The organism is Flavobacterium erigeronis, from assembly GCF_054075165.1.
Map to the genome: position 1 here is coordinate 243007 of NZ_JBSKGP010000007.1, position 18739 is coordinate 261745.

The following is an 18739-nucleotide window of genomic DNA, read 5'->3' on the forward strand; positions in this document are numbered from 1 at the left end:
CTAAAATACAACATTTTAATCCCATTTAGTTAAATTCCAAATCCCAAATATTGTTAAAGTTTATAGGATGAAATTCTAGTTTTATTCGCCACGAATTCACGAATTTTTACTCTCAAAGATTATCAAAAATTGATTTGTGAATTCTTGTCGACAAACACAAATTTTTATTCTCAAAGATTGTCAAAAAATAATTTGTGAAATTCGTATCGACAAGCACAAATTTTTATTCTCAAAGATTATCAAAAAAATAATTCGTGAATTCGTGGCAGAAAAAAATCATTATTTTTATAAAAAAAAATCTAAAATGGAACTAAGCTACTGGGAACTAAAAAACTGGTTTTCAAACATAGATTACACAATTGTCGGGAGCGGAATTGTCGGACTGCATACTGCATTACGCTTACGCGAAAGATTTCCAGCGGCTAAAATTCTGGTTTTAGAACGCGGCATGTTACCTCAAGGCGCCAGTACCAAAAATGCGGGTTTTGCTTGTTTCGGAAGTCTGTCTGAAATTATGGATGATTTAAAAACACATTCAGAAGAAGACGTTGTGGCTTTAATCGAAAAACGCTGGAAAGGTTTGCAATTGCTTCGAAAAAAATTAGGAGACGAGGCAATAGATTTTAAGCCTTTCGGCGGATATGAATTATTCTTGAGAGCAGACGAATCAGGATTCAACGAATGCGTTTCTAAAATTCCGTTTGTCAACGAAGTTTTAAAACCGCTTTTTAAAGCTGATGTTTTTTCGAAAGAAGTAGACCGATTTGGTTTCGGTAATATCCACGAATATTTAATTTTTAACCCTTTTGAAGGACAGATCGATACCGGAAATATGATGCAGGAATTGCTGAAACAAGCAATTGCAGCAGATATTTTTATTTTAAATCAGCAGACCGTAAAATCGTATGCCGATGCAGGAAATCATGTTGAAGTTGTGGTAAATGATTTTAGCTTTAAAACCAAAAAACTGCTTTTTGCGACCAATGGTTTTGCGGGCGAATTGACAAAAGGAGCGGTAAAACCAGCAAGAGCGCAAGTGCTTATTACAGAGCCAATTCACAATTTAGACATCAAAGGAACGTTTCATTTAGATCGCGGTTATTATTATTTTAGAAATATTAATGACCGAATTTTATTAGGCGGAGGTCGAAACCTTGATTTTGAAGGTGAAACGACAACCGAATTTGGACAGACGAAAATTATTCAAAATAAATTGGAAGAATTACTGAAAAATGTAATTTTACCAAATCAGGATTTTCAGATTGCGCATCGATGGAGCGGCATTATGGGAGTCGGAAATAGTAAGAATCCTGTCGTAACCCAGCTTTCTGAAAACGTATCCTGCGGAGTACGTTTAGGCGGAATGGGAGTGGCGATAGGAAGTTTAATAGGAACAGAATTAGCAGATTTAATAGAATAGCATGGCAGCACCCAAGAAACCAGCACCCAAAAAAACAACAACTACAAATAAGCCCAAACCGGCGGCAAAGAAAAAAACGAATCGCAGTTTTGGCGAAAAAGTAAAATGGTTTTTTATTAAAGCGGCTTTATGGTTTTTTGGAATATCAATCGGATCGGTGATTTTTTTCAAATATGTTCCGGTGCCATTTACACCTTTAATGCTCATTCGCGCCATCGAAAATAAAATGGCTGGAAAAGAAGTTTATTTTGATCACGATTGGGAACCGATTGAAAAAATCTCAATGAATTTGCAAAAAGCGGTTATTGCCAGTGAAGATGGAACTTTTTTAACTCACAATGGTTTTGATTTCAAAGCACTTCAAAAAGCATATAAAAGCAACGAACGCGGACGCAGAATTCGAGGAGGAAGCACCATTTCGCAACAAACGGCCAAAAATGTTTTTCTATGGCAAGGGAAAAGTTATTTCCGTAAAGGCCTTGAAGCTTATTTTACCATTTTAATTGAAATTATCTGGGGCAAAGAACGCATCATGGAAGTTTATCTAAACAGCATCGAAATGGGCGATGGAGTTTACGGTGCTTATGCCGCGACAGAACATTGGTACAGAAGAGATGCGTCGAGTTTAACGCCAATGCAGGCGGCAGGAATTGCTGCAATATTGCCAAACCCAAGAAAATTTAAAGCGACAGGTTCATCAAGTTATATTAATAGAAGAAAAGAAAGAATCGTGCGCGAGATGCGTTACGTTGGAAAAATCAATTACAATGGAAAAGAGGAAAAGAAGTAAAAAAGCACTTTTTGCTTTTCTGATTTTGACTGTAACGTTAACTTTTGGACAAGGAAAAACTAAAGAAATAGGTTTTATAACAGATAATGATTTGTACACTTCGTCTAAATACGATATGTATTACACCAATGGTTTGGAGCTTTTTTTTCGATTTTTATCTAAAAACGATAACCCGAAAATAAATAAAGAAATTACCGAATTTAGAATTGGGCAATATCTTTATAATCCGAGGTTTTTAAATAAGGAAGCGGTTACTGTAAACGATCGTCCTTTTGCCGGTTATATTTTTGCCGAAGTTGGGAAAAACTTTTTTTACCAAAGCGAATCGGTTTTAAAGACCGATTTTCAAATTGGTTTTCTTGGTCCGAATGCGTTTGGAGAAGAATTACAGGAAGGATTTCATAAGATTATTGGTTACAAAAAAGTTTATGGCTGGGAAAACCAGATTCATAATGCTTTAGGAGTACAGGCTCATGCTATTTATTCTAAAAAAATGTTTCCTTCAAAACATAATGATTTTGTAGATTTTCATTGGCAGTCGGAAGCAAATTTGGGAACGATTTTTTCTGGAGTCTCAACAGGATTTATGGCGAGATTCGGATTTAAAAAATTAATTCCGATTTACGATTCTAATATACACGATGCGTCGATAAGTGCAGAAGCGCAACCGAATATTAGAGAATTTTATTTTTACGCAGCGCCAAGTGTCAATTACCAGTTTTATGATGCTACTATTCAAGGAAGCATGTTTAACGATACAAGTCCAATTACTTTTGATTTGGAACCGCTTCGTTTCAATGCCGAAGCAGGTTTAAAATACAGATACAATAACTTCAATATTTCGTATTCTTTCCTTTATCGAGGAAGAGAATTAAAGGATCCAGGAATTGATACCAATTCAGGATATTTTTATGGGTCTATTCGAATGGGATTTTTGTTGAGGTAAAAAATACTGCTCTAAATAATTAGTTTATTTTTTTAGGATTTCTTTTATAAATGAATTTTTTTAAGATTAATCTAAATTCATTTCTTTGAAATACTGATCCCATTTTTTATTAAGATAATCGGTTGTTTGTTGCATTATTTTCGAATTTACATCTGAGGTATTTTGTACCGTTGAACTTAATATCGCTTTACCATTTTCAAAATAGATATAAGCACTGACATCTTGATCTCCCCAAAAGAAAGGAAATACAATTGCCCTATTTTCTGCGCTTTCAGTTATATATTTTTCCATACTGATTATAAAGGAAAACATAGGTAGCATTTCCACGAAGTTTTCACTAAAAAATAGCATGCCCCAATGCCATTCTTCGGTCGCTTCGTCGTAATCTGAAAAAGCCATTGCCTGATCGTATTTGAGCCAGCTATTAATGACTTCCTGATTGTTTTCGTCATTATAAGGACGAAGCAATTCTGAAGTCAAATCCATTTTTGAATACATTTTAAGGCTGTCCCACCATTCGAGCCAGTTTTTATTTAGTTCTGGTGTTTCAACGGGATTGCTTAAAAATTTTTCTAAGTTAGATTTTGAAATTTTGACTTTACAATATAAGGAGCTTAATTCAGACATATGTTTTGTTGTATAGTGTTTTATAGAGATTTAGAATAGCGCCGATACAAACGACCCCCCTTTTATGGTCTTGTAAAAAAAAACGAGATCATAAAAGATGCATGAATATCGCGACGAATCGTCTTTTGAAAACGAAACTTGTTGCTACTTATTTTCTACTAAAATTTATTTTCGACGATTGTCGCACTGCAGATAAATTTCTTCATTTGATTTGTCGATAATTGAAATTACTGGACAACCAAAAGAAGCATTTTCAAAACCAAAAACAACGGCTGGTTTGTTTTTAAAAAGTTTACCCGTCCATTGATTTACATTCTTGCCTTCAGAATAATTTAAAGGAGAAAGAGAAATACCTTCTTTTTGGTAAAAAAGCTTATCTATGATAATTTCGTTGGTTTCGTTTTGCGGAGTTTTGACATCGGTGACAATAAGACGTCTGGCATAAATTATTTTATTGCTGTTTGTATATTCTTGTAAAAAATACTGATAGGTTTTGGTTTCAAAAAAATAATAACTTCCTGTAAGTGCGTTAGTTATTACTTTTTTGTATTCTTTCTTTAATTTTTCGTCTGGATACTCTTTTGCAGTGATTTTTTTCCAGACAATAGGCATCATTTGTTTCTCCACAAACGGATTTTCTTTGCCAACATACACTAAAGCGTTTTTATAATCTTGGCTAAAGCCTTTTAAGTTTTTAGTATTGACTTCGAAGCCAATTCTATAATCCGTAGATTGGTAAGGCCAGTTTTTAGCCGAAGCATCACCATTCAGCATTGCGGAGGTTTTTAAGTTTTTAATTAAAAAAGAAGCCAGTTTGTCTTTCGCATAATCGTAAACAAACAAAGAATCGGTTTCAGAAATTTCTATTTTGGATAAGAATCGCGTTCTATAATTTTTGTCGAAAGTAAAATATAGGGCAGTTTTTTTATCCATTTTTTCTATCTGCGGTAAAGAAAGCGTATCATTAGTTGCAGCTGGGTAAAGGTCAGAAAGTGAAAGAAAGGCAATGTCACCGCCTTGTTTTGGAGTGAGCGTAAATAAATTAATGCTTTCTTTTTTTGGAGATTTTTCTTTAATCGCAAGTGTATCCGCAGGAGCATTTTCAGAAGGAGCGACGTCATCGTTTTTAACTTCGTACTTTTTATTACAAGAGACTAAAAAAAGAAACGAAATCAGCAGTATGATTTGATTTGTTTTCATAATGATTTTTAAGTTATAGTTTTTAAATGTCTTTAAGTTTCTGACAGTAAATAGCATTAAGTAAAAATATAATTATTAAATGTAAGGAAATATTTTATAATAAAGTACTGATTTTGAAACTAATAAGGCTGATTTCCATTTTGGGAATTAGCTTAAGAAGACTTTTAACCTTTTGATAATGTGTACTATTATCAAAAAGTTTATTTTTAATCAAAACTTAATTTTATGGACATTAATTGGAATATAATAGGCATTGTAGCAATTTTGATTGTCATTTTGGTTGTACTGACCATCAGAAAAAATTTGCGAGAAAAAAAGAAACTGGAAAATTTGCTGAATAACGATTTTAAAAAAGCGAAGAAAGATGATGTTGAGGGCGATGATGCGGCAAATGAGAAATAATTATTAGTTTAATGTTTAATGCGATAGACCCGATAGGTTTTAAAAACCTGTCGGGTCTAAGGTTGAAGATATAAAAAATAAAACCCTTGTAAAATTACACTTTACAAGGGTTTTTCGTTTTTAGTGGAGAATACCGTCCCGAAACTTCGGGAGAACCGGTCACCCTCCCGATGCATCGGGATACTCTTTTTTTTGTATTAGATTTTCAATGTATTTACGGCTTTTCATTTTTTTAATTTGTAATTCCCTTTTCATGGCATCACTTCTGGTTTCAAAGGTTTCGTAATGCTTTAGTTCCCAATCTTTAGCCACTTTAGTAAATTTACTTCTGCTATTTAAATGATCTTGCAGACGTTTTGTAATATCTTGACAGGAACCAATGTAATATTTATCAAGAATTGCTGAATAAAGAATATAAGTGTAAAACATAATTGCATAAAATAAAAATACCCAAACATTATCTGTTTGGGTATTTGTTTAATCTTAATATTGTGGAGAATATCGGATTCGAACCGATCGCCTCTACGCTGCCAGCGTAGCGCTCTAGCCAAATGAGCTAATCCCCCGTTGGGTTTTATGGAGAATATCGTATTCGAACCATCACCTTCCCGATTTTTCATCGGGATACTCTAGCCAAATGAGCTAATCCCCCAAAGCATTAACAAATAAAGTCAATTAATTTTCAAAAAACAAATTTCAAATCGCTTAGTCAGAATTATTTTTCAAAAGCGTAACTTTACGTTAAATCCTATTTTTATGAGTTTAGAAAATACAAATGGAAGTTTAGAAACTTCTTTTCAAAATACCATCGCAATTGTACAATTTGGGCATCCTGCAAGTAATTCTTTTCCGCGCGAATTGCTGGATCGTCTTACTGCCGAAATAAATTCTTTGAGTAGAAATGAAAATGTTTCGGTAATTATTTTAAAAAGCGAAGGAAATAAAACTTTTTGCTCTGGAGCTTCTTTTGATGAACTTTTGAAAGTTGAGAATGAAGAAGAAGGAATTGAATTCTTTTCTGGTTTTGCCCATTTGCTAAATGCAATGCGAAATTGCAATAAAATCATAATCGGCCGCGTGCAGGGAAAAGCAGTTGGCGGCGGTGTCGGAATAATTTCGGCTTGCGATTATGTTTTTGCGACGCATCAGAGCGATATTAAATTATCAGAATTAGCGATCGGAATCGGACCGTTTGTGATTGAGCCAGCTGTTTCGAGAAAAATCGGGAAAACCGCAATGACCGCGATGACCTTGGCGGCTCACGAATGGAAATCGGCAGATTGGGCATTCGAAAAAGGATTGTTTTCTGTTCTATGTGAAGCTGAAAATCTTGATGCAGAAGTGGAAAGTTTTGCGTTAAAATTAAGTTCGTACAATCCTGAAGCTTTGCACGAAATGAAAAAGATTATCTGGGAAGGAACAGAAATTTGGGAATCGCTTCTTTTTGAGCGCGCAGCAATTACAGGTAAATTGGTTTTATCTGATTTTACGAAATCGGCGTTGCTTCAGTTTAAAAAATGAAAAAATTAAACACATAGAAACATAGTTTGTTGAAACGTAAAAAAGTCGTTTTACTCATTTTTTTATCTTTTATTTAGAAAAGAAAAATCTATGTTTCTATGTGTTTAAAATTTTAGTCTTTGTTTGCTAATAATTATCATATTATAACTCTATTCGGTTATGGATCTTTGTCAAAGTTTTAAACTTTGACAAAGATTGATTCACATCATAATTAAATAAAAATATTTCAAATGAAACTCATTTCTTTATTCCAAAAAGTAGATGTTGCCGAAAAAATGAAGAACGCTCCAGACAGTGCTTATCAAATTGGCGTCGTGATCGGATCTTTTATTCCGTTTTTAGTTTTAGGAGGAATTGCGCTATGGATGTATAACAGAGCTAAAAAAAGAGACAAAAACGGTTATTAATTTGTAAATTTGCAAGCTTAAAATTAAAAATCGATGAGTAATATCAGAATTACAAAACAATTTAGCTTCGAAACTGGCCACGCTTTGTACGGTTACGACGGAAAATGCAAGAACGTTCACGGACACAGTTACAAATTATCGGTAACCGTTATTGGTTCGCCAATTACAGACCGATCGAATGTAAAGTACGGAATGGTAATTGATTTTTCTGATCTAAAGAAAATTGTAAAAGAAGAAATCGTCGATCAGTTTGATCATGCGACTGTTTTCAATCAGACGACACCGCATATCGAATTGGCAAATGAATTGAAAAACCGTGGACATCATGTTATTTTAGTAGATTATCAGCCAACTAGCGAAAATATGGTGGTAGATTTTGCTGAAAGAATAGTAGCGCGTCTTCCAAAAGGAATTTCATTGTTTTCATTAAAACTTCAAGAAACAGAATCATCATTTGCAGAATGGTACGCAAGTGATAATATCTAAAATTCCAATTTTTAAGTTCCAAATTCCAATCTTTAAGGAATCTAAAATCTAAAGTCTAAAACCTAAAATTCCTCCATGAAAAAAATATATTTCGCTTCAGATCAGCATTTTGGTGCGCCGACTCCCGAATTGAGTTTACCGCGCGAAAAGAAATTTGTTGCCTGGTTGGATGAGGTTAAAGAAGATGCAGAAGCTATTTTTCTTTTGGGAGATTTATTTGACTTTTGGTTCGAATATAAAACGGTTGTCCCTAAAGGTTTTGTTCGAATTTTGGGCAAGCTGGCTGAAATTCGTGACAGCGGAATTCCGATATATTTTTTTGTTGGAAATCACGATCTTTGGATGAATGATTATTTTGAAACCGAGTTGAATATTCCGGTTTATCACGATAATAAGGAATTTACTTTTAACGGAAAGACCTTTTTAATTGGTCACGGCGACGGAAAAGGGCCTGGCGATAAAGGGTATAAACGAATGAAAAAGGTATTTACAAATCCGTTTTCAAAATGGCTTTTCCGTTGGCTTCATCCAGATGTTGGCGTTAGTTTAGCACAATATTTATCGGTTAAAAACAAACTGATTTCTGGCGATGAAGATGTGAAATTTTTGGGTGAAGAAAACGAATGGCTGGTTTTATATGCCAAACGAAAATTGGAAACCAAACATTACAATTACTTCATCTTCGGACACCGCCATTTACCAATGATTATTCCTGTTGGCGAAGATTCTAATTATGTAAATCTTGGCGATTGGATTGGTTATTTTACCTACGGCGTTTTTGACGGCGAAAAATTTGAATTAAAGAAATTCGAAAAATAATTTACTTTTTTGCATTCGGATAAATTCCGATTTTGTGCGTTCTCAAAATATAATTTGAGAATTGCTTGCTGTTTGAAAGCTGAAAATTAATAGCATTTGAGGCTTGCTTCGGCATGTGGCATTCAACACAATTGTTAGCCAATAATTTTTCAGGCATCGTTTTTAAAGTAGTTTCTTTGTGCTTTAAACCCTGATGGCAGCTCATGCAGATTTTAGAGTAGGAAACCATATTTTTAGAAGCATTTTCATGAGGATTATGACACGTAATGCAATCCATTTTTTGGCTGTTAAAACATTTGCTTTGCGCCATTAAACGGTACTGATTACCATGAACATCAAATTTTGCCGTATCGGTAATACTTTTGGTTTCACGAAAGTATTCTGATAAATTATCTCCAGGCTTAAATTCAAAACGAGATTTTAATTTCATGCCGTCGTTTCCTGCGTGGCATAGAGCACAAGCATCTAGTTTTTGCTGTCTGCTTAAGGTTTTCAAACTGGTAATGCTGTTGGCAACTTTTACATTTGGGTTTTTTAAATGAAAATCAACATGTTTTTTGGCTGGACCGTGGCAGCGTTCGCAATCAATTCCGTAAACAATCGTCTTTTTATTGATTACATCTTCGACATCCATAGACATGAAATTTTTATCTGCAGAACTTTGGTTAACAGTTCTCGAACTAATATTCGAACTATGGCAAGAATAACAGTCTTTTACCACCATTCGGTCAAAATACGGTTTATCGGCAGGAAAACCTGGACTTGTAGCCCAATTATTTATCGAATGATAAAAAGAAACTGGCAATTCATAAGTATTATTGTCTTTCCAGTAAACAGAAGTCTGTGCGTGTTTGGTTCCAAAAACGATTTCAAACTTATATTTGGCTGTTTCTTTACCGTTTTTATACAAAACCTGATACAAACTGTCGCCACGTTTTTCCATGACCAGTTTGGTGTTTTTATCATAAATGAAAGTATGATTTTTAGAATCAAAATCACCAGAAACATTTCCTAAAATAGCTGGAGCTGTTGCTTTAAAATGCGAACTTCTAAATGCCATTTCAGATTGTACTTTATGGCATTGTACGCAGCTTTCAGAACCCGCATAATCAGTTCCGCGCGGATCAATATATTCCTCTGATTTGTTATTGCATCCGACAAAGAGAATGGCCAGAAGGGTGAAGGTTAGTAGAAATACAGCTTTTTTCATTGCTGTAAATATACTTTTTTTTGAATTGAATCAAAATATATTTCAATAATGAAAAAATGCTGTTAAAATATTTAGAATGCTTCTTAATTCATGCCGACTCCGTAAACATATTCATCTAGTTCAATTTTGAACAAAGAACCTTCAACCAAATCTTTAATAGATTTTAATTCGGTCATATTTACAGCCAAATCTATCGAATTGCATGGCGTTTTCAATAAAAATTTATGGCAAGAATATTTCATTTCGCAGGCTTCACAACAAGTGTTTTCAATCATACTGTCTTCAATCAAATCGCAGAAAAGATTCAATTCCTGAACGGTAAAATAAAAACCAGTTTCTTTAAAAACCAATTGCACTTTATCTGAAATCGTAGTGTTATGATCTTTCCAGTAAAATGCTATTCCAAAGTTATTATGATATATCTGTTCAATTTCTCTCATCGTAAATCCTTTTAATTCAACAAATATAAATATTATTTATATTAATTCTAAATAAAAAATTCATAAAAATTTGAAAATGTTTTTTGAACCATATAAGTCATATAAGTTCATATTAAAGTTTTTTTTAGAAGCTGTGCTTAAAAAATGCCATAAAAAAAGCTCCAGATTTCTGAAGCTTTTCGATTTTAAGTTTCACTTTTTAAAATGAACTTATATGACTTATATGGTTCAAAAAACGGAATACAATTTTAATTCATTCCTGCACCGTGGATATATTCATTAAGATGAAGTCGAAATAAAGAACCATCAACTAAATCTTTTATACAATCTAATTCAATCGGTGATATTTCTAAATCTAATGCAACGTAAGGTGTTTTCAATAAAAATTTATCGAAGGCACGTTTTACGCCACGTGTATCATTATGATCGGTTACGCAGTCTTCAATTAAATCGTGAAATTCATTTAATTCTTCAATTGAAAAATAGAATCCCATTTGTTTAAAAAGCAATTGAATTTTATCTGATATAATTTCGTTGCCTTCTTTCCAATAAAATGAAATTCCAAAGTCGTTACGATATATTTGCTCGATGTCTTTCATGGCAATTTTTTTAGGCCACAAAGGTACATACAGTTTGTATTAATATGGACTAAAAAAAGCATAAAAAAAAGCTAAAAAACATTATTAATGATTGATTGTAAGTTGTTTAGCTTTTTGTTTTTTAAGTTTTACTTTTAAAATGAACTTATATGATTTATATGGTTTAAAAATCTATTTCAGCCATTTATTGATGTTTGATAGAAATGCTGCTTGCTGGTCAACAAATAAATAATGCGAGCAATTATCTAGAAAGGCAAAATTTTTCTCTCCAATTATTGCCTTAAGTGAATTGATTTGTGCCGATGAAAAAACGCCGTCATCTTTCCCGTAAATTCCATAAATAGGAACGCCAGCAGATTTGATTTTCTTTAAAAGAAGTCTAGTGTCGATGTTGTTTTGTTTTTCATTTTGATAAAAAACTAACGGAGCATTTTTATTTCGAATATTGGTTTTATAAAATTCTCCAGCTTCATAATCAGCGTATAATTTTTTAGATTCTGCAGTTGGGTTTGGCATTTTAAAAAAGCCATTTTCTCCCGCAAGTTCGTAACATCCTTTTCTATATTCGGCAGAATTTTTATTTAGATTTTCTACAACACTAATTTTCTTAAGCTGTTCAGAATTGGTACTGTATTTTTTATTCAGCGTATTTAAAATATGATTGTAAGTTTCCTGTTGAGAAAACAAAGCGCCAGCCAAAACCAAAGCGCTCACATTTTGCGGATACTTATTAGTATAAAGTGTCGCTACTAAACCTCCAAAACTATGACCTAGTATAACCGCTTTCTTTAAATGATATTTTTTATAAATCCAATTTAAATCTTGAAAAGCTTCTTCAAAAGTAAATTTTGCATCAGGATCTGTAGATCTTCCTTCGCCTCTTCTGTCATAAGCAATAACATAAAAACCCTGATCGGCTAGATTTTGTGCTGTAGTTCCTTCAAATAAAGTCGCATTACCGCTTGGACCTCCGTGAATAAAAATGATGGTTTTATTCTTTTCGTTTCCGTATGTTTTGATGTAGAGGTTTTGTCCTTTAGCTAAAAAGGAAAACGTCAAAAATAAAACGGTTGCTAATATTCTCATTTATTGATTTCAAAGTTTAATGAAATGAACTTACATGACTTATATGGTTAAAAAAAGGTTATTCCAACTTTTGATGTTCATCCATATCTCTTTTCAAATCTAAATTTCTAAAAGTTGGTGATTTTAATGCGGTGAAAATAACAGTGAAAAGCGTAACACTTCCTCCAAAAACAACCGAAGTTACAGCGCCCATCAATTTAGCTGTTGCGCCACTTTCAAAAGCACCTAATTCGTTTGAAGATCCAACAAAAATGGAGTTTACTGCACCAACGCGTCCGCGCATGTGATCTGGAGTTTTAAGCTGCAAAATAGTCTGGCGTATTACAACAGAAATTCCGTCAGCCAATCCGCTTAAAAATAGGGCGAAAACCGAAAGCCAGAAATAAGTAGAAAGTCCAAATAAAATGATCGATAATCCGAAAACAAAAATGGCAATTAAAAGTTTTTTTCCTGCATTTTCATATAAAGGCACATAAGCCGAAACTAGCATTGTAATAAAAGCACCGACAGCAGGAGCAGCTCTTAAAATTCCGAAACCTTCAGAACCTACTTTTAAAATGTCTTGTGCGAAAACGGGCAATAATGCAACTGCGCCTCCAAAAAGTACAGCAATCATATCCAAAGAAAGTGCTCCTAGAACAATTTTATTTTTGAATACGAAAGTTATACCTTCCATAAGACTGTCTTTCATAGATTCTCCCATTTTCGGATTTATAATTGGTTTCTGGCTGATTTGAGATAACGCAATTAATGAAAGAATAGAGAATCCAAAAACTAAACACATAGACCAGTGAACGCCAATCCAGTTTATTGAAAATCCAGCCAATGCTGGTCCCATAACGGCTCCAATTTGCCAAACCGAACTGCTCCAAGTTGCAGCATTTGGATATACTTTTTTAGGAATTATTAGTGATAAAAGAGAGAAAATAGTTGGCCCCATAAAAGAACGAACGATTCCGCCAAAAAATACTAAAGCGTAAATAGAGTACAAAATAAGATGCGTAGACCAGCCTCCAACTACTTTTGGCCAAGTCAATAAGAAAAGTCCAAAACTGATTACTGAAAACCCTAGAATACATTTTACCAACAGGCTTTTCTTTTCTCGTTGATCTACAATATGTCCTGCAAACAAAGACATTGAAACAGCAGGAATAATTTCCATTAAACCAATAATTCCTAAAGAAAGCGGATTTTTAGTTAAACTATAAACTTCCCACTCAATTACAATAAACTGCATTGACCAGGCAAAAACCATGGCAAAACGCAGTAATAAAAAAACGTTGAATTCTCTATATCGGAGCGCCTGATACGGATCGCGCTTAGTTGATTTAATTTCTTCCATTTGTTCTAATGTCTTTTAGCATAAGCTGAGTGGAAACCGTTCCGTTCCACTCGTTTTCAGCAATGCAGTATGCCAGCTGAAATGTATTCTGATTTTTAGTTATATCTAATTTTTTTCCCAATCCGAAACCAATAGCTGCGATTCCGTCGGAATTATGTTGTTTGGCAAAAAGCCTCAAATGTTCTTCTTCAGCTCCCAAAGTTTTGGCGTAACCTGTATCTTTTACTTCTTTGGTCATAAAAACTGGTGTCATGTTTTGAGGACCAAAAGGTTCGAATTGTTTTAAGATTCGAATTAATTTTGGAGTAATGTCTGAGAAATTAATTTCAGCATCAATCTCAATTTCTGGCGTAAGCATTTCGGGCTGAATAGTTTCTGAGACGCATTTTTCAAAAGCATTTTTAAAGGCTTCATAATTTTCTGCTTTCAAAGTCATTCCGGCAGCATACATGTGACCTCCAAATTGTTCCAAATGTTCGGCGCAAGCATCGAGTGCATTGTAAACATCAAAACCTTTTACAGATCGGGCAGAAGCGGCATATTTGTCGCCGCTTTTAGTAAAAACCAAAGTCGGGCGATAATAGGTCTCGATCAGTCTTGAAGCTACAATTCCGATCACGCCTTTATGCCAATCTTCTTGAAAAACAACGGTAGAAAAACGTTCTTCTTCGTTGTTTTCTATAATCTGCTGAAAAGCTTCTTTGGTGATTTTTTTATCTAAATCTTTTCGGTCTGCGTTGTATTGTTCAATTTCTGAAGCGAATTGCTGTGCTTGTTCAAAATTAAATTCTGTAAGAAGTTCTACAGCGTGATTCCCGTGTTTGATTCTTCCTGCAGCATTAATTCTTGGCGAAATAATAAAAACAACATCGGTAATATCTAAAGATTTCTTTTTTACCTGATGCGTCAAAGCTTTTATTCCCGGTCTTGGTTCGCTGTTAATGACTTTCAATCCGAAATAAGCTAAAACGCGATTTTCTCCCGTAATCGGAACTATATCTGCCGCGATTGCAGTAGCAACTAAATCCAGATACGGAACTAAGTCTTCAATCGTTTCATTCCGATTCTGGCCTAAAGCTTGAATCAACTTAAATCCAACGCCACAACCGCACAATTCGTCATATGGATAAGAGCAATCTTCTCTCTTCGGATCTAAAACGGCAACCGCATCAGGAAGAATGTCTCCTGGACGGTGGTGATCGCAAACGATAAAATCAATTTTTCTGGCTTTCGCGTAGGCGATATGATCAATCGATTTGATACCGCAGTCAAGTGCAATTATTAATGAAATCCCGTTGTCGTCTGCATAATCAATTCCTTTGTATGAAATGCCATAACCTTCGGCATAACGATCGGGAATATAAGTGGCAACATTTGGATAGTGTGATTTTAAATACGAAGAAACTAAAGAAACCGCTGTTGTTCCGTCAACATCATAATCTCCAAAAACGAGAATGTTTTCTTCATTTTGAATGGCTTGTTCGATTCGGGAAACGGCTTTGTCCATATCTTTCATCAGATACGGATCATGAAGATGCTCTAAAGACGGACGAAAGAAATTCTTCGCATCATCAAAAGTTTCAATTCCTCGCTGAATCAAAAGTGTGGCTACAAAATCTTCTACATTTAAGGCTTGTGCCAAATGTTTGATTTTTTCTTCAGAAGGTTTTGGTTTTAAGGTCCAGCGCATTTTTTATTGTAGATTGTAGATTTTAGATTTTAGATTGAGAAAATCTAAAAACGTTTAATCTGGATGTGTATTTTTTAGCCACTCCCGATAGCTATCGGGATAGAAGGATTCGAAAGGATTTTTTTAACCGCAAATTTCACAAATTTTCACAAATTGAATTAGCGGAAATTTGTGAAATTTGCGGTTCATTTTTTAAATAATCATTCAAAACCTTTTATCCCGATAGCTATCGGTAGTGACAGAGTATTCGGTTTCAACTATGTCAAAGTTTTAAGAGTTGAAGATGTAGCGTTTAAGAATCTAAAATCTACACTCTAAAATCTAAAATTACTTTGCTTCAAGTGCATTTCCTTCAAACTGAATTCCGTCCCAGCCTAAGTTGATGAAATTTCTAATGTTTTGGTGGTTTGTTCCGTTTGGATCGCCTAACACTTCTTCAAAATAAAAAGCTCCAAAGCAAGCTAATGTTTCTTCTTTGTTTAAATTCTGCAGTTTTGCGAAAGAAAACAATTTGCAAGAACCAGAATTTTCGCCTGCTGCGTTATGTTGTGTTCCGTTTTGAAAAGCAGTTGGATTGAAGTTGTAATTTTCTTCAATTACTGCAATTGTTTCAGGAAATGTGATTTGTGTTGGTATTTGTTTTACTTTTTCTAAAAACGCTTGAATGCTCATGATGTTATATTTGGTAATTTTTATTTAGTTTTTGAACTATTTATTTAGAATTGCTGTAATTTTTTAAAGAGATATAATTAGTGTCTTTTTTAATTGATTCGGGAACTTCTTTTAATAGACTTGCAACTTCTTCTCTGCTTAAATTTTTCTTCAAAAAATTTAATCTTTTTACTCCGCTTTTTGATTTAATATATTTAATCGCTAATGCTTTGTTTTTATTGATAGTGTACTCAATAACTATGCTGTCTAACGATTGAAGCATTTTTTCGTCGCTTAATTTTTCGCGATTTTCTTCAATAAATTTTTTATTCTCAGATTTCCATTCGTTAATTAATTTTTCATTTTCTACAGAAAATTGGGAATCAAGATTCGATTGGCAGGAAGCTATTATTGGCAATAAAAGGATTAAATATATTTTATTCATAAACTCATTATTCCTCTTCTTTCGAATATTTACTTTTTTTAGCTTCTTTTTCAATTGTTTTTCCGGAAACAACCACAACAATTTCTCCTCTTGGCGCTATTTTTTCAAAATGCGCAAGAACTTCTTTTGCAGTTCCGCGGACGTTTTCTTCGTGGAGTTTTGATAATTCACGAGAAACGCAAACTTGTCTGTCTTCTCCAAAATATTGGACAAATTCACTTAAAGTCTTAACGAGCTTATGTGGAGAAACATATAAAATCATTGTTCGGGTTTCTTCAGCTAAAGCCAAAAAACGAGTTTGGCGTCCTTTTTTCTCCGGAAGGAAACCTTCAAAAATAAAGCGGTCATTTGGAAGTCCGCTATTTACTAAAGCGGGAACGAAAGCCGTTGCTCCAGGAAGACATTCGACAGGAATATTATTTTCAACACAAGCACGAGTCAGTAAAAATCCCGGATCTGAAATCGCAGGAGTTCCGGCGTCTGAAATTAAAGCGATTGTTTCGCCAGCTTTCAAACGTGCAATTAAATTCTCTGTTGTTTTGTGTTCGTTGTGCATATGATGGCTGTGCATGTGCGTGCCAATTTCAAAATGCTTCAACAGTTTTCCGCTTGTGCGTGTGTCTTCCGCCAAAATCAAATCGACTTCTTTCAAAACCCGAATGGCTCTAAAAGTCATATCTTCAAGATTGCCAATCGGCGTTGGAACGATATATAATTTAGACATAAATTTTTATATTATAACACGAATTGCACTAATTAGCACAAATTCTAAAACTTTAAAAAATTGCACAAAGAAAAATTTGTGTTAATTCGTGCAATCTGTGTTTTTATTTTTTTAAGAAAATTTCTTCTCGATAATTCCCAGAAAACGTTCTGCATAGTCGTCTTTTCCTTCCCAGTTGTTGTAATCTGGTTTAACCATATTTTCGATAAATTCCTTTGCTTCATTAAACGAATCAAAAGTTAAAAGCTGGTTTAAAACACGACTGTAATCTTCTGTACTGTTTCCGAAAAGATTTTTAGTAAAAGCAATTCTGTCATTCAAATCAATATGAAAACCTCTTGCCAATTTTTCATTCAAGGTTATAGGTTTTTGTTGTGCAGGAGTTTCAAGAATAGCAGTTTCGACTTTTTTAGGCTCTTTAAAATCATTTGTAGAAGGAGCTGGAGTTGGAGGAACAGCTTCAAAACTATCCACTTTTACAAATTGCGCATCGGCATAATTAATGCCAAAATCTTCAAACTGAATAGTTGGCTGCGAAGGAGTTTCTGCCTTTGGCTCTATTTTAATATCCTCTTTAACTTCTTCTTTGATTGGTTCCGTTTCCAATTCAAAAGCAGGCTTAAAATCTGGAATTGGTTTCAGTTCATTTACAGTTGTGAATGAAAGATCATCAATCGGTTTTTTAATTTCTTCTGTTTTTTCAGCAACTGGCTCAACAATTTCTTCAACAACTGGTTTTTCAACTTCAGCAACGATTGGATCAACAGTTTCAACAGTTTCAACAGGTTTTTCTTCTGAAATCTCAGGCTCGTAAGATTCTTCAAGCGCAATTACTTTTTTTGTAGCTGGAGTCTCAATTTCAATTACAGCTGGAATTATTTCTTCTTGTTTATCAAAAATAGTTTCCAATTCAGAAGTAATATCATTTTGTCCAATTGTTGGTTTTGCAGCATCGAAATTCTCTTCTACAAATTTTAATACCGCTAATTTCTCGTATAATTTCTGAGTTTCAAGATACAATTGATTGATATCGGATTTGTTTTTTAATTTTAAAATTCGATGTGCAATGCTAATTAAATCAGCTTCCAATTTTTTTTTCATAACTGTTGAAATTATAGTGAATAAGGTATTTTAGTGTATTTAATGTCTGAATGTCTCTATTATCAAGGAAATTCAAAAGATATTTTTTTATTTCTGTTAATACGCTTTCGCGAATCTAAGGTTTGATAAAAATTTTCTACTTTTGAAAAAATGTAAAACAGCACATTTTTACATCAATTTATTGCCAGTACAAAGTAATAAAAACTATTCATTTTTAAAGGTAGAAAAATACAAAATGTTTCTCGAAAATACAGTAAATCACAAAGAACAATTTGGTTGGATTGAAGTTATTTGTGGATCAATGTTTTCGGGTAAAACCGAAGAGCTGATCCGAAGATTAAAGCGCGCCCAATTTGCCAAACAAAGAGTCGAAATCTTTAAACCTGCTATTGATACCCGTTATCATGACGAAATGGTGGTGTCTCATGATGCCAACGAAATTCGTTCTACGCCCGTTCCTGCAGCAGCTAACATATTGATTTTAGCTCAAGGATGCGACGTAATCGGAATTGATGAAGCACAGTTTTTTGATGATGAAATTATTACCGTTTGCAACGATTTGGCCAATCAAGGAATTCGTGTAATTGTTGCAGGACTGGATATGGATTTTAAAGGAAATCCATTTGGACCAATGCCTGGATTAATGGCAACTGCCGAATATGTAACAAAAGTTCACGCCGTTTGTACGCGAACAGGAAATTTGGCCAATTACAGTTTTAGAAAAACGGCCAACGATAAATTGGTTATGCTGGGGGAAACAGAAGAGTACGAGCCACTTAGCCGCGCAGCGTATTTTAATGCTATGAAGAAAAGTCAGGAAAAATAAATTTAAA

The 18739-nt window shown here is 33.9% G+C and carries 22 protein-coding genes and 1 tRNA gene; 9 read left to right on the plus strand and 14 right to left on the minus strand.

Annotated features, from left to right (window positions below; translation table 11 throughout):
• The first annotated feature begins 304 nt into the window (after nt 1-304).
• From ACWA1F_RS15295 to ACWA1F_RS15305, 3 genes are read left to right on the plus strand one after another with little or no spacing between them, the layout of a single operon-like run.
• A complete protein-coding gene (locus ACWA1F_RS15295; RefSeq protein ID WP_456894763.1) occupies nt 305-1420 on the plus strand; it encodes an NAD(P)/FAD-dependent oxidoreductase in 1116 nt (371 codons plus the stop codon).
• A gap of 1 nt (nt 1421) precedes the next feature.
• Nucleotides 1422-2210 (plus strand): monofunctional biosynthetic peptidoglycan transglycosylase, encoded by a 789-nt coding sequence (mtgA, locus tag ACWA1F_RS15300; protein ID WP_306153373.1) that lies wholly within the window; start codon nt 1422-1424, stop codon nt 2208-2210.
• On the plus strand, nt 2188-3156 hold the full coding sequence (locus tag ACWA1F_RS15305) for a lipid A deacylase LpxR family protein (RefSeq protein ID WP_456894765.1): 969 nt from the start codon (nt 2188-2190) through the stop codon (nt 3154-3156). The genes mtgA and ACWA1F_RS15305 overlap by 23 nt, the downstream gene beginning before the upstream one ends.
• Nucleotides 3157-3222: 66 nt before the next feature.
• Here the strand turns inward: ACWA1F_RS15305 and ACWA1F_RS15310 are convergent, their stop codons facing one another.
• Both ACWA1F_RS15310 and ACWA1F_RS15315 read right to left on the minus strand, forming a co-directional pair.
• A complete protein-coding gene (locus tag ACWA1F_RS15310; RefSeq protein WP_456894767.1) occupies nt 3223-3783 on the minus strand; it encodes a hypothetical protein in 561 nt (186 codons plus the stop codon).
• 165 nt (nt 3784-3948) lie between these two features.
• Nucleotides 3949-4983, minus strand: a complete 1035-nt coding sequence (locus ACWA1F_RS15315; protein ID WP_456894769.1) for an oxidoreductase — start codon at nt 4981-4983, stop codon at nt 3949-3951.
• 225 nt (nt 4984-5208) lie between these two features.
• Here ACWA1F_RS15315 and ACWA1F_RS15320 point away from each other — a divergent pair, with 225 nt between their 5' ends.
• On the plus strand, nt 5209-5385 hold the full coding sequence (locus tag ACWA1F_RS15320) for a FeoB-associated Cys-rich membrane protein (protein WP_456894771.1): 177 nt from the start codon (nt 5209-5211) through the stop codon (nt 5383-5385).
• Nucleotides 5386-5544: 159 nt separating this feature from the next.
• On the opposite strand, the gene ACWA1F_RS15325 is transcribed toward ACWA1F_RS15320, so the two are convergent.
• Together ACWA1F_RS15325 and ACWA1F_RS15330 are read right to left on the minus strand one after the other, a co-directional pair.
• Complete coding sequence (locus ACWA1F_RS15325; RefSeq protein WP_456894773.1) at nt 5545-5814, minus strand: GIY-YIG nuclease family protein; 270 nt, start codon at nt 5812-5814, stop codon at nt 5545-5547.
• Between the two features lie 63 nt (nt 5815-5877).
• A tRNA-Ala gene (locus tag ACWA1F_RS15330) sits at nt 5878-5951 on the minus strand.
• Nucleotides 5952-6141: 190 nt separating this feature from the next.
• Between ACWA1F_RS15330 and ACWA1F_RS15335 the strand changes: the two genes are divergently transcribed.
• The 4 genes from ACWA1F_RS15335 (at nt 6142) to ACWA1F_RS15350 (ending at nt 8618) form a co-directional block, all read left to right on the plus strand.
• Nucleotides 6142-6906, plus strand: coding sequence for an enoyl-CoA hydratase/isomerase family protein (locus tag ACWA1F_RS15335; RefSeq protein WP_456894775.1), 765 nt, complete (start codon nt 6142-6144; stop codon nt 6904-6906).
• Between the two features lie 230 nt (nt 6907-7136).
• A complete protein-coding gene (locus tag ACWA1F_RS15340; RefSeq protein WP_456894777.1) occupies nt 7137-7313 on the plus strand; it encodes a hypothetical protein in 177 nt (58 codons plus the stop codon).
• A 33-nt stretch (nt 7314-7346) separates the two neighbouring features.
• The gene (locus ACWA1F_RS15345) at nt 7347-7799 is read left to right on the plus strand and encodes a 6-pyruvoyl trahydropterin synthase family protein (protein ID WP_456894779.1); all 453 of its coding nucleotides are present in this window, start codon (nt 7347-7349) and stop codon (nt 7797-7799) included.
• A 75-nt stretch (nt 7800-7874) separates the two neighbouring features.
• Entirely contained in the window at nt 7875-8618 is a 744-nt protein-coding gene (locus tag ACWA1F_RS15350; RefSeq protein ID WP_264553208.1) for a UDP-2,3-diacylglucosamine diphosphatase, read from the plus strand.
• A gap of 1 nt (nt 8619) precedes the next feature.
• Here the strand turns inward: ACWA1F_RS15350 and ACWA1F_RS15355 are convergent, their stop codons facing one another.
• The 10 genes from ACWA1F_RS15355 to ACWA1F_RS15400 all read right to left on the minus strand — a co-directional run bounded on the left by ACWA1F_RS15355 (nt 8620) and on the right by ACWA1F_RS15400 (nt 17906).
• Nucleotides 8620-9828: a cytochrome c3 family protein gene (locus tag ACWA1F_RS15355; protein ID WP_456894782.1), complete on the minus strand. Its 1209-nt coding sequence runs from the start codon at nt 9826-9828 to the stop codon at nt 8620-8622.
• A gap of 83 nt (nt 9829-9911) precedes the next feature.
• Nucleotides 9912-10268, minus strand: coding sequence for a hypothetical protein (locus tag ACWA1F_RS15360; RefSeq protein WP_306153354.1), 357 nt, complete (start codon nt 10266-10268; stop codon nt 9912-9914).
• Nucleotides 10269-10516: 248 nt separating this feature from the next.
• Nucleotides 10517-10867, minus strand: a complete 351-nt coding sequence (locus ACWA1F_RS15365) for a hypothetical protein (RefSeq protein ID WP_306153352.1) — start codon at nt 10865-10867, stop codon at nt 10517-10519.
• A gap of 171 nt (nt 10868-11038) precedes the next feature.
• Entirely contained in the window at nt 11039-11953 is a 915-nt protein-coding gene (locus tag ACWA1F_RS15370; protein ID WP_456894784.1) for an alpha/beta fold hydrolase, read from the minus strand.
• A gap of 58 nt (nt 11954-12011) precedes the next feature.
• Nucleotides 12012-13295, minus strand: coding sequence for an MFS transporter (locus tag ACWA1F_RS15375; RefSeq protein WP_456894786.1), 1284 nt, complete (start codon nt 13293-13295; stop codon nt 12012-12014).
• A complete protein-coding gene (gene recJ / locus ACWA1F_RS15380) occupies nt 13282-14985 on the minus strand; it encodes a single-stranded-DNA-specific exonuclease RecJ (protein WP_456894788.1) in 1704 nt (567 codons plus the stop codon). The genes ACWA1F_RS15375 and recJ overlap by 14 nt, the downstream gene beginning before the upstream one ends.
• 327 nt (nt 14986-15312) lie before the next feature.
• Entirely contained in the window at nt 15313-15657 is a 345-nt protein-coding gene (locus ACWA1F_RS15385) for a HopJ type III effector protein (protein ID WP_456894790.1), read from the minus strand.
• Between the two features lie 40 nt (nt 15658-15697).
• Nucleotides 15698-16081, minus strand: a complete 384-nt coding sequence (locus ACWA1F_RS15390; protein WP_456894792.1) for a hypothetical protein — start codon at nt 16079-16081, stop codon at nt 15698-15700.
• Nucleotides 16082-16088: 7 nt separating this feature from the next.
• Nucleotides 16089-16805, minus strand: a complete 717-nt coding sequence (rsmI, locus tag ACWA1F_RS15395; RefSeq protein ID WP_456894794.1) for a 16S rRNA (cytidine(1402)-2'-O)-methyltransferase — start codon at nt 16803-16805, stop codon at nt 16089-16091.
• Between the two features lie 111 nt (nt 16806-16916).
• Complete coding sequence (locus tag ACWA1F_RS15400; RefSeq protein ID WP_456894796.1) at nt 16917-17906, minus strand: hypothetical protein; 990 nt, start codon at nt 17904-17906, stop codon at nt 16917-16919.
• Between the two features lie 235 nt (nt 17907-18141).
• Between ACWA1F_RS15400 and ACWA1F_RS15405 the strand changes: the two genes are divergently transcribed.
• On the plus strand, nt 18142-18732 hold the full coding sequence (locus tag ACWA1F_RS15405; RefSeq protein ID WP_144219804.1) for a thymidine kinase: 591 nt from the start codon (nt 18142-18144) through the stop codon (nt 18730-18732).
• Nucleotides 18733-18739: the final 7 nt, after the last annotated feature.